Consider the following 8,078-nt stretch of genomic DNA (forward strand, 5'->3'; position numbering starts at 1 on the left):
TCCCTCCCCCGCTTCGCAGGGGAGGGTGCCTCTCTCCCCCTCCCCTGCGAAGCGGGGGAGGGGTCAGGGGTGGGGGCAATACCCCGCGATACAAGGACGCTTCCCATGAGCACCACCACCTACCAAGCCGCCGCCGCCGCGTCCGATACCGGGCTCCAGGCCCGCCGTGTCCTGGTGTTCCGCGCGCTGACGCTGGTGGCCATGGTCCTGCTCGCCGCGGCGTACATCTCGCCGGTCTGGTGGGTGTCGCTGAAGGCGCCGAACTACCCGCCGGAGACCTTCCCGGACGGCGTGCGCATCCACTTCCACGTCGACGGCGTGAAGAACGGCTGCGAACTGCGCAAGAACAAGGAAGTGGTCGAGGACGAAGCGCTCGACTGCGTCCACGAGATGAACACCATCAACCACTACATCGGCATGGAGCCGATCGAGAACGGCGCCCGCTTCGAGCTGGCCGCCGCGCCGTACGCCTTCGGTCTGGTCGGCGTGATGCTGCTGGCCTTCCTGTTCTACCGCGGGCCGTTCTGGTGGCTGCTGCCGATCGGCGGCATCATCGTGCCGGCGGCCTTCGTCGCCGACTATTCGTTCTGGCTGTGGTGGTTCGGCCACCATCTCAGCCCGTGGGGCGCCTTCACGGTCAAGCCCTTCATGCCCACCGTGTTCGGCGAGGGCAAGGTCGCGCAGTTCTCCACCTTCTCCTACCCGCACTACGGCTTCGCGCTGATGCTGGCGGCGGCGGTCGTGCTGATCCTGGCGACGCTGATCCGCCGCAAGCAGCTGTCCGAGGAGGCGGGCCGCCGCTAGGCCCGCACGCCCATGCCGAGGTTCCTGACCGTCCTCGCGGCGCTGTGCGCCGCCCTGGCCCCCGCGGCGCTGTGCGCCGCCCCGGCCCTGGCGCAGCCGGTGCCGCTCCAGCCGCTGATCGACGCGACGCCCATCGCCGACACGCTGCGGCTGGACCCCGGCGTCTACGCCGGCCCGGTCCGCCTGGAGCGGCCGATCACCATCGAGGGCGGTGGCAAGGCCACCATCGACGGCGGCGGCCAGGGGACGGTGGTGACGGTGGCGACCAACGGCGCCACGCTGGCGGGGCTGCGCATCGTCAACTCCGGCATGCTGCACGACACGCTGGACGCCGCGGTGCAGGTGCGCGGGCGCTACAACATCCTCAAGGACAACCGGATCGAGGACTGCCTGATCGGCATCGACCTGCACAAGGCCGACAACAACGTCATCCGCCGCAACACCATCCGCCCCCGGTCCGAGGAGATCGGCCTGCGCGGCGACGGCATCCGGCTGTGGTACAGCATGGAGAACACCGTCCAGGACAACATTGTCGAGAACGCCCGCGACACCGTCATCTGGTACTCGAAGAACAACACGCTGACCGGCAACCGGCTGATCGGCGGCCGCTATGGCTTCCACTTCATGTTCGCCAAGGAGAACGTGGCGCGGAACAACGTGTTCGAGGGCAACACCGTTGGCGTCTTCCTGATGTATTCCGAGGGCGTGGAGATCCGGCACAACCGCATCGTCCACACCCAGGGCCCGTCGGGCACCGGCATCGGGATGAAGGAGTCGAGCGGAATCACCGTCGTCGACAACGACATCCTGTCCAACGCCACGGGCATCTACACCGACCTGTCGCCGCACGACCCCGACCACCCCGTCGTCGTGGAGGGCAACCGCATCGCCTACAACGGCATGGCGATGATGTTCCACAACGACTGGGAAGGCGTGCAGGTGCGCCGCAACGACTTCGTCGGCAACTTCGGCACGGTCGCCGTGCAGGGCGGCGGCAGCGCGCTGCGTCACGAGTGGGCCGGCAACCACTGGGACGGCTACGAAGGCTTCGACCGCAACCGTGACGGCACGGGCGACAGCCCGTACGAGGTCTACGCCTACGCCGACCGGCTGTGGATGGACGTGCGCGACGCCCAGTTCTTCCGCGCCTCGCCCATGCTGGAGCTGCTGGATTTCATGGAACGGCTGGCGCCGTTCAACACACCGAAGCTGGTGCTGCGCGACGCCACGCCGTCGCTGCGGCCGGTGGCCACGCGCCCGGCTTCCTGAGGAGACCCCCATGTCCGCGATTGCCCAGTTCCTGGGTGAAGAGAAGTCCGACCGGCGGGAGTTCCTGCGCAGCGCGCTGCTCGGCACCGCCGTGGCCGGCGCCGCGCTCGGCGGCTTCCTGCCGCTGGCGGCGCTCGCCGAAAGCCGCCTGCGCCCGCCCGGCGCCATCGTCGAGCGCGACTTCCTCGCCGCCTGCATCAAGTGCGGGCAGTGCGTGCAGGTCTGCCCGGTCGAGGCCATCGTGCTCGCCGACATCGACGAGGGCTTCGGCATCGGCACGCCCTACATCGCCGCCCGCGAGCAGGCCTGCGACTTCTCCTGCGACGCGCTGCAATGCATCCTCGCCTGCCCCACCGGCGCGCTGAGCCACAAGCCCAGCAAGCCGGAGGAGGTGCGCATGGGCCTCGCCCGGGTCGACAAGCCGGACGCCTGCCTCGCCCGCCAGGGCCTGGGCTTCAAGGGGCAGGCGCGCGGCGAGGATTACGAGGGGGTGCACCGCTACGCCGAGGTGGATCGCTGGAAACCGATCCCGGTCGCCGATCATCCCTACGACCTGCCGCTGTGCGACCTGTGCGTGCGCGAGTGTCCGGTGAAGGGCGCCATCACGCTGGAACCCATGAGTTCCGATCCCAACGACAAGCGCCGCACGCCGGTGATCCACCCGAGCTGCGTCGGCTGCGGCATGTGCGAGATGATCTGCCCGACCGAGCCCGCCGTCCTCGTCATCGACGCCCGCCTGGGCGGGAGCGCCCCGAAATGAGCCGTCTCCTCGACAGCTTCGCCGTGATGTTCGGCCGCGAGCCGGCCAAGCCCACGCCCGCCCAGCAGACCGACGCCGCCAAGGCGCTGTTCCAGTTCAAGCGCGAGCCGGAACAGGTCAAGAAGCGCAAGCAGTTCATCAAGGAAGAGAAGACCCACTTCAAGCCCGGCAACCGCTGGCGGATCCGCCGCTGGATCTCCATCGTGCTGGTCAACCTGCTGTTCGTGCTGTCCTACCAGTTCGACATCCAGGTGGTGGAAGGGGCGCTGACCGCGTCGCGCTTCGTCGGCTTCCACATGGCCGACCTGAACTCGGCGCTGCAGGTGATGCTGGCCTACAAGGAGGTCGTCATCAACCTGGTGATCGGCACGTCCACCGTGCTGATCGTCTGGTGGCTGTTCGGCGGGCGCAGCTTCTGCTCGTGGGTCTGCCCGTACCATCTGCTGGGCGAGCTGGGGGAGATGCTGCACCTGAAGCTGGCCGCCAGGGGCTGGGCGAAGGACCATCAGCTGCACCGCGGCACCCGCACGGTGCTGTACGTGGTGTTCGCCGCGCTGGCGGTGGTCACCGGCTACACGGTGTTCGAGACGATCAACCCGGTGGGCATCCTCAGCCGCGCCTTCACCTACGGCATCTCGCTGGCGGTCCTGTGGGTGGCGGTGCTGCTGGCGGTGGAGGTGTTCTACTCGCGCCGCTTCTGGTGCCGTTACATGTGCCCGATCGGCATGACCTACGGCGTGGTCGGCGCGGTATCGCCGGTGCACGTGCGCTACAACGCCGAGGCCTGCCTGCACGAGGGGGAGTGCCGCCGCGTTTGCATGGTGCCGCACGTGCTGTCGATGACGAAGTTCGGCTGGAACGAGGACGTGAAGCAGGAGATCGGCGCCGACTGCACCCGCTGCGGCATGTGCGTCGAGGTCTGCCCCACCGGCGCGCTGAAGTTCGACATCAAGGGGTTGGGGAAGCTGCTGTGACGCAGCCTCTCCCGCGCCTGACTTGACGTTCATCAAGGCGCCCCGACCCCGCCCGCCTTCCAATATCCCTGGAACGCAGGGAAGGACACCACCGTCGATGATCCGCATCGAGAACCTGACCAAGGTCTTCAAGGGCGCGCGCGTCCTCGACGCATTGTCGCTGGAGATCGCGACGGGCTCGCGCGTCGCGCTGATCGGCTCCAACGGCGCCGGCAAGACCACGCTGATCCGCTGCCTGCTGGGCGAGTACGCCCATGACGGCTCCGTCCTGATCGACGACCGCAGCCCGCGCGCGCAGCGCGCCGAGGTGCTGAAGGGAGTCGGCTTCGTGCCGCAGATGCCGCCGCCGCTGAAGATGCCGGTGGGCGAACTGCTGCGCTTCACCGCGCAGGTCACCGGCGCCGACCCGAAGCGGTTCGAGATTGTCGCCGGCCGACTCGGCCTGACGCTGGAGCCGATCCGCAACCGCCCCTTCGTCAAGCTGTCGGGCGGCATGAAGCAGAAGCTGCTGATCTCCATCGCGCTGGGCCGCGACGTCGGCCTGCTGATCATGGACGAGCCGGCCGCCAACCTCGACCCGCCGGCCCGCAAGGCGCTGTTCGCGCTGCTCGCCGAGATGCCCAGGACCACCATGCTGATCACCAGCCACCGCCTGGACGAGGTGGCGCCGCTGGTCGACCGCGTGATCGAGCTGGACGGCGGCCGGGTCGCCCTGGACGACACCGTGGCCGACGCGCTGGACCGCGCCGCGGTGCTGGCCTGCCGCCTCGCCGTCTCGCGGCGCGAGGACGCCTTCGCCCGCGCCATGCACGAGTGGGGCTTCCGGGATGCCGACACCGGGCTGGTGTGGGAGGGCGAGGTGCCCGGCCCCGACCGGCTGCGCTTCCTCGGCACGCTGTCGCGCTATTCCGGCCTGATCACCGCCGTCAACCTGGAGGAGCCCCGCGTATGAGCCCCCTGCCACGGCGTGATGTCCTGAAGCTCTCCGCCGCCGGCGTCGCGCTGGCGTGGCTGCCGGCCGGCTGCGGCAGCGAGGAAGGGCCAGGCCCGATCAAGCTCGGCCGCGACGCCTGCGACTTCTGCGGCATGATCGTCTCGGAGCTGCGCTACGCCGCCGAGATCCGCGGCGGGCCGAACAACAAGCTGTTCAAGTTCGACGACGTCGGCTGCGCGGTGAACTTCACGCAGCGCAACGCCTGGGCCGCCGAGCCCGCGGCGAAGTTCTGGGCGATGAGCCACCAGGACGGCGCCACGTGGCTGGACGCCCGGCAGGCCGCTTACCGCCAGGGCCTTCCCACCCCGATGGGCTACGGCTTCGCCGCGGTGCCGAACGGCGCCGACACCGTGCCGTTCGACGCCATGAAGGCCGCCGCGCTGAAGCGCACCGAGTGCGCTCCCACGACCACCACCGCCGAAGCGGGAGAGACGCGATGACCGCCTTCCTCTCCGCCGTCCGCCTGGACATCGCGGAATCGACCCGCGCCCGCTGGTTCCTGCTGTACAGCCTGGTGTTCGGCGGCATCGTCGTTGGCCTGCTGGTGTTCGGCCTGACCGAGTCGCGCGTCATGGGCTTCACGGGGCTGAGCCGGCTGCTGGTCACCTACATCCAGCTCGCCATGGCGATCCTTCCAGTGTTCATCCTGATCACCACCGTGCGCTCGGTGGCCGGCGACCGCGAGGCGGGGGTGTTCGAGTACATGCTCTCGCTGCCGGTGCCCTTGGGCGCGTGGTACTGGGGGCGGATGCTCGGGCGCTTCGCCGTGGTGTTCGTGCCGGTGGTGCTGGCGCTGCTGGGCGCCATTGCCTACGGCGCGGCGATGGGCGTGGCGGTGCCCTGGTGGCATCTGGTGGTGGACGTGGCGCTGCTGCTGTCGCTGACCTGGTGCTTCCTGGGGATCGGCTTCCTGATCTCGGTGCTGGCGCGCTCGTCGGACGTGGCGCAGACCGCGGCGTTCATCGTCTGGCTGGTGCTGATCTGCTTCCTCGACCTCGTGTTGCTGGGCGTGCTGCTGCGCAGCAGCCTGCCGCCCGACGCGGTGCTGGCGGTGGCGCTCGCCAACCCGCTGCAGGTGTTCCGCACGGCGTCGATGCTGCTGTTCGACCCGCAGCTGGTGCTGCTCGGCTCGGCCGCGTACGTGATCCTCGATAACTTCGGCATCACCGGCTACATCGTCTGGGCGCTGGTCTACCCGGCGGCGCTCGGCACCGCCACCGCCGGTCTCGGCTTCCTGCTGTTCCGCCGCGGCGACCTGCCGTGACCCTGGAGACCGCGGAGCCGGCGCTGCGCCGTCACTGGCGCATGGACTTCCCCGCCTTCACGGCGGAGCAGCTCTTCGCGATGGTGGCGGACATCGAGGGTTACCCGGCCTTCATGCCCGGCTGCGTGGCGGCGCGCGTCCTGGAGCGGCGCGCCGACGGTTCCTGGCTGGTGGACAACGTGTTCGGCTTCGGCCCGCTGCGTTCGCGTTTCCGGTCCACCGCGCGCTTCGCGGCGCCGGAATGGCTGGAGATCGTGTCGCAGGATGGCCCGTGGCGGCGCTTCGCGCTGCGCTGGAGCTTCACGCCGGAGGGCGCCGGCTGCCGCGTGGATGCCGAGGTGACGGTGGAGTTCCGCTCGGCCCTGCTCGCCGCGCTGGCCCGCACCGGCCTGCCCGCGGCCGAGCCGCGCATCGTAAGAGCCTTTGAAGAGCGCGCCCGCCGCCTGTACGCTGGGCCCCCGGAGGACACGCCATGACCGTCGCCACCCTCGCCCGCCCCTCCGGGCTCTCGCTGTGGGTCCAGGCCGTGCGGCCGCGCACGCTGACCATCGCCGTGGTGCCGGTGGTGGTCGGCCTCGCCTTTGCCTGGGCCGACGCCCGGCTGTTCCACCCGCTGGTGGCGCTGGCGACGCTGCTCGGCGCCGTGCTGATCCAGGCCGGCACCAACCTCTACAACGACGCCGCCGACGGCGAGCGCGGGCTGGACACCGCCGGCCGCGTCGGCCCGCCGCGCGTCACCGCCGAGGGCTGGGCCAGCGCCGCCCAGGTCCGCCACGGCGCATGGATCTGCTTCGGCCTCGCCGCGCTGATCGGGCTGTTCCTGGTGGCGGAGGGCGGCTGGCCGATCCTGCTGCTGGGCGCCTTGTCGATCCTGGCCGGGTGGGCCTACACCGGCGGGCCGCTGCCGATCGCCTACACGCCGCTGGGCGAGGTGTTCGTCTTCCTGTTCTTCGGCGTCGCCGCGGTGTGCGGCACCGCGTGGCTGCAAGCCGGATCGGTGTCGTGGCCGGCGCTGCTGGCCGGAGCGGCCATCGGGCTGCCGGCGGTGGCGGTGCTGCACGTCAACAACCACCGCGACCGCGAGTCCGACGCCCGCGCCGGCCGCCGCACGCTGGCCATCGCCGCCGGGCCGAAGGCGGCGACGGCGATCTACGCGGCGTTCGTGCTGGCGCCGTTCGCGCTGCTGATCCCGCTGGCGGCGCTGCTGCCGGACACCGGGGTGTGGCTGGCGCTGGGCGCCGTACCGCCGACGCTGCACACCATCTGCGGATTCAAAGCCGAGCCGCCGGGCCGCGGCCTCAACGGCTTCCTGGCCAAGACCGCCAAGCTGCAGGCGGTGTTCGGCGCGCTGCTGGCGCTGGGCGTATTGCTGTGAGGGCCTTGCTCGCCATCCTGCTCCTGGTCGCGGGACCGGCGCTGGCCGGGCCGAAGGCGAGCGTCACCGTGCACGACACGCCCGTCGAGCTGCCCTCGATCAGCATCCACGCCCCGGACGGCAGCCGACACGGGCTGGAGGAGTTCCGCGGCAAGGCGGTGGTGCTCGACCTGTGGGCGACGTGGTGCCTGCCCTGCCGCGCCGAGTTCCCGAACCTCGACAAGCTGCAGGCGCGGCGCGGGGCGGAGGGCGTGCAGGTCGTGCCGATCTCGCTGGACCGCAAGGGCTGGCCGGCGGTGCAGAAGTTCTACGCCGACACCGGAGTCACCAACCTGCCGGCCTTCCTCGACGAGGACCGCACGCTGACCAGCGTGCTGGGCGCCCAGGCGCTGCCGACCACGCTGATCCTCGACCGCCAGGGCCGCGAAGTGGCCCGCGTCGTCGGCCCGCTGGAGTGGGGCGGGCTGCAGGCGGAGGAGTTGCTGAGCAAAGCCCTGGCCAGTCCCTCCCCCGCCTCCGGCGGGGGAGGTTAGGTGGGGGCAGCGAATTCTCGGGCAGGCCGTCGCCCCCACCCAACCACCGGTCGCCCGCAAGTCGGGCGACCGCGCTCCGCCTACGATCGCCTTCGGCGCTCGTTG

Annotated in this window: 10 protein-coding genes; all 10 read left to right on the forward strand. The window is 70.5% G+C overall.

Annotated elements, in window-relative coordinates:
* Positions 1 to 105 precede the first annotated feature (105 nt).
* The 10 genes from TSO221_RS27390 to TSO221_RS27435 all read left to right on the forward strand — a co-directional run bounded on the left by TSO221_RS27390 (position 106) and on the right by TSO221_RS27435 (position 7,973).
* Positions 106 to 804 carry a hypothetical protein gene (locus tag TSO221_RS27390; RefSeq protein WP_109121686.1) on the forward strand — a complete coding sequence of 233 codons (699 nt, stop codon included), beginning with the start codon at positions 106 to 108 and terminating at the stop codon, positions 802 to 804.
* A 12-nt stretch (positions 805 to 816) separates the two neighbouring features.
* A complete protein-coding gene (gene nosD / locus TSO221_RS27395; protein WP_109121687.1) occupies positions 817 to 2,073 on the forward strand; it encodes a nitrous oxide reductase family maturation protein NosD in 1,257 nt (418 codons plus the stop codon).
* Positions 2,074 to 2,083: 10 nt separating this feature from the next.
* Complete coding sequence (locus TSO221_RS27400) at positions 2,084 to 2,833, forward strand: 4Fe-4S dicluster domain-containing protein (RefSeq protein ID WP_109121688.1); 750 nt, start codon at positions 2,084 to 2,086, stop codon at positions 2,831 to 2,833.
* Entirely contained in the window at positions 2,830 to 3,807 is a 978-nt protein-coding gene (locus TSO221_RS27405; protein ID WP_109121689.1) for a NapH/MauN family ferredoxin-type protein, read from the forward strand. Before TSO221_RS27400 ends, TSO221_RS27405 begins: the two co-directional genes overlap by 4 nt.
* 97 nt (positions 3,808 to 3,904) lie before the next feature.
* Positions 3,905 to 4,759 carry an ABC transporter ATP-binding protein gene (locus TSO221_RS27410; RefSeq protein ID WP_109121690.1) on the forward strand — a complete coding sequence of 285 codons (855 nt, stop codon included), beginning with the start codon at positions 3,905 to 3,907 and terminating at the stop codon, positions 4,757 to 4,759.
* A complete protein-coding gene (locus TSO221_RS27415) occupies positions 4,756 to 5,241 on the forward strand; it encodes a protein NosL (protein ID WP_109121691.1) in 486 nt (161 codons plus the stop codon). Before TSO221_RS27410 ends, TSO221_RS27415 begins: the two co-directional genes overlap by 4 nt.
* A complete protein-coding gene (locus tag TSO221_RS27420; protein WP_109121692.1) occupies positions 5,238 to 6,065 on the forward strand; it encodes an ABC transporter permease subunit in 828 nt (275 codons plus the stop codon). The genes TSO221_RS27415 and TSO221_RS27420 overlap by 4 nt, the downstream gene beginning before the upstream one ends.
* Positions 6,062 to 6,541, forward strand: a complete 480-nt coding sequence (locus TSO221_RS27425) for a type II toxin-antitoxin system RatA family toxin (RefSeq protein WP_247878298.1) — start codon at positions 6,062 to 6,064, stop codon at positions 6,539 to 6,541. The genes TSO221_RS27420 and TSO221_RS27425 overlap by 4 nt, the downstream gene beginning before the upstream one ends.
* On the forward strand, positions 6,538 to 7,440 hold the full coding sequence (locus TSO221_RS27430) for a 1,4-dihydroxy-2-naphthoate polyprenyltransferase (protein ID WP_109121693.1): 903 nt from the start codon (positions 6,538 to 6,540) through the stop codon (positions 7,438 to 7,440). Before TSO221_RS27425 ends, TSO221_RS27430 begins: the two co-directional genes overlap by 4 nt.
* A 5-nt stretch (positions 7,441 to 7,445) precedes the next feature.
* Positions 7,446 to 7,973 (forward strand): TlpA disulfide reductase family protein, encoded by a 528-nt coding sequence (locus TSO221_RS27435; protein ID WP_158284229.1) that lies wholly within the window; start codon positions 7,446 to 7,448, stop codon positions 7,971 to 7,973.
* The last annotated feature ends 105 nt before the right edge of the window (positions 7,974 to 8,078 follow it).

The sequence above is a fragment of the Azospirillum sp. TSO22-1 genome (assembly GCF_003116015.1).
Taxonomy (GTDB): domain Bacteria; phylum Pseudomonadota; class Alphaproteobacteria; order Azospirillales; family Azospirillaceae; genus Azospirillum.

What these genes read in the sequence shown, in the direction of transcription:
- TSO221_RS27415 (WP_109121691.1), top strand. Translation starts at nt 4,756, where the DNA reads ATGAGCCCCCTGCCACGGCGTGATGTCCTGAAGCTCTCCGCCGCCGGC.
- TSO221_RS27430 (WP_109121693.1), top strand. Translation starts at nt 6,538, where the DNA reads ATGACCGTCGCCACCCTCGCCCGCCCCTCCGGGCTCTCGCTGTGGGTC.
- TSO221_RS27410 (WP_109121690.1), top strand. Translation starts at nt 3,905, where the DNA reads ATGATCCGCATCGAGAACCTGACCAAGGTCTTCAAGGGCGCGCGCGTC.
- TSO221_RS27405 (WP_109121689.1), top strand. Translation starts at nt 2,830, where the DNA reads ATGAGCCGTCTCCTCGACAGCTTCGCCGTGATGTTCGGCCGCGAGCCG.
- TSO221_RS27390 (WP_109121686.1), top strand. Translation starts at nt 106, where the DNA reads ATGAGCACCACCACCTACCAAGCCGCCGCCGCCGCGTCCGATACCGGG.
- nosD (WP_109121687.1), top strand. Translation starts at nt 817, where the DNA reads ATGCCGAGGTTCCTGACCGTCCTCGCGGCGCTGTGCGCCGCCCTGGCC.
- TSO221_RS27420 (WP_109121692.1), top strand. Translation starts at nt 5,238, where the DNA reads ATGACCGCCTTCCTCTCCGCCGTCCGCCTGGACATCGCGGAATCGACC.
- TSO221_RS27400 (WP_109121688.1), top strand. Translation starts at nt 2,084, where the DNA reads ATGTCCGCGATTGCCCAGTTCCTGGGTGAAGAGAAGTCCGACCGGCGG.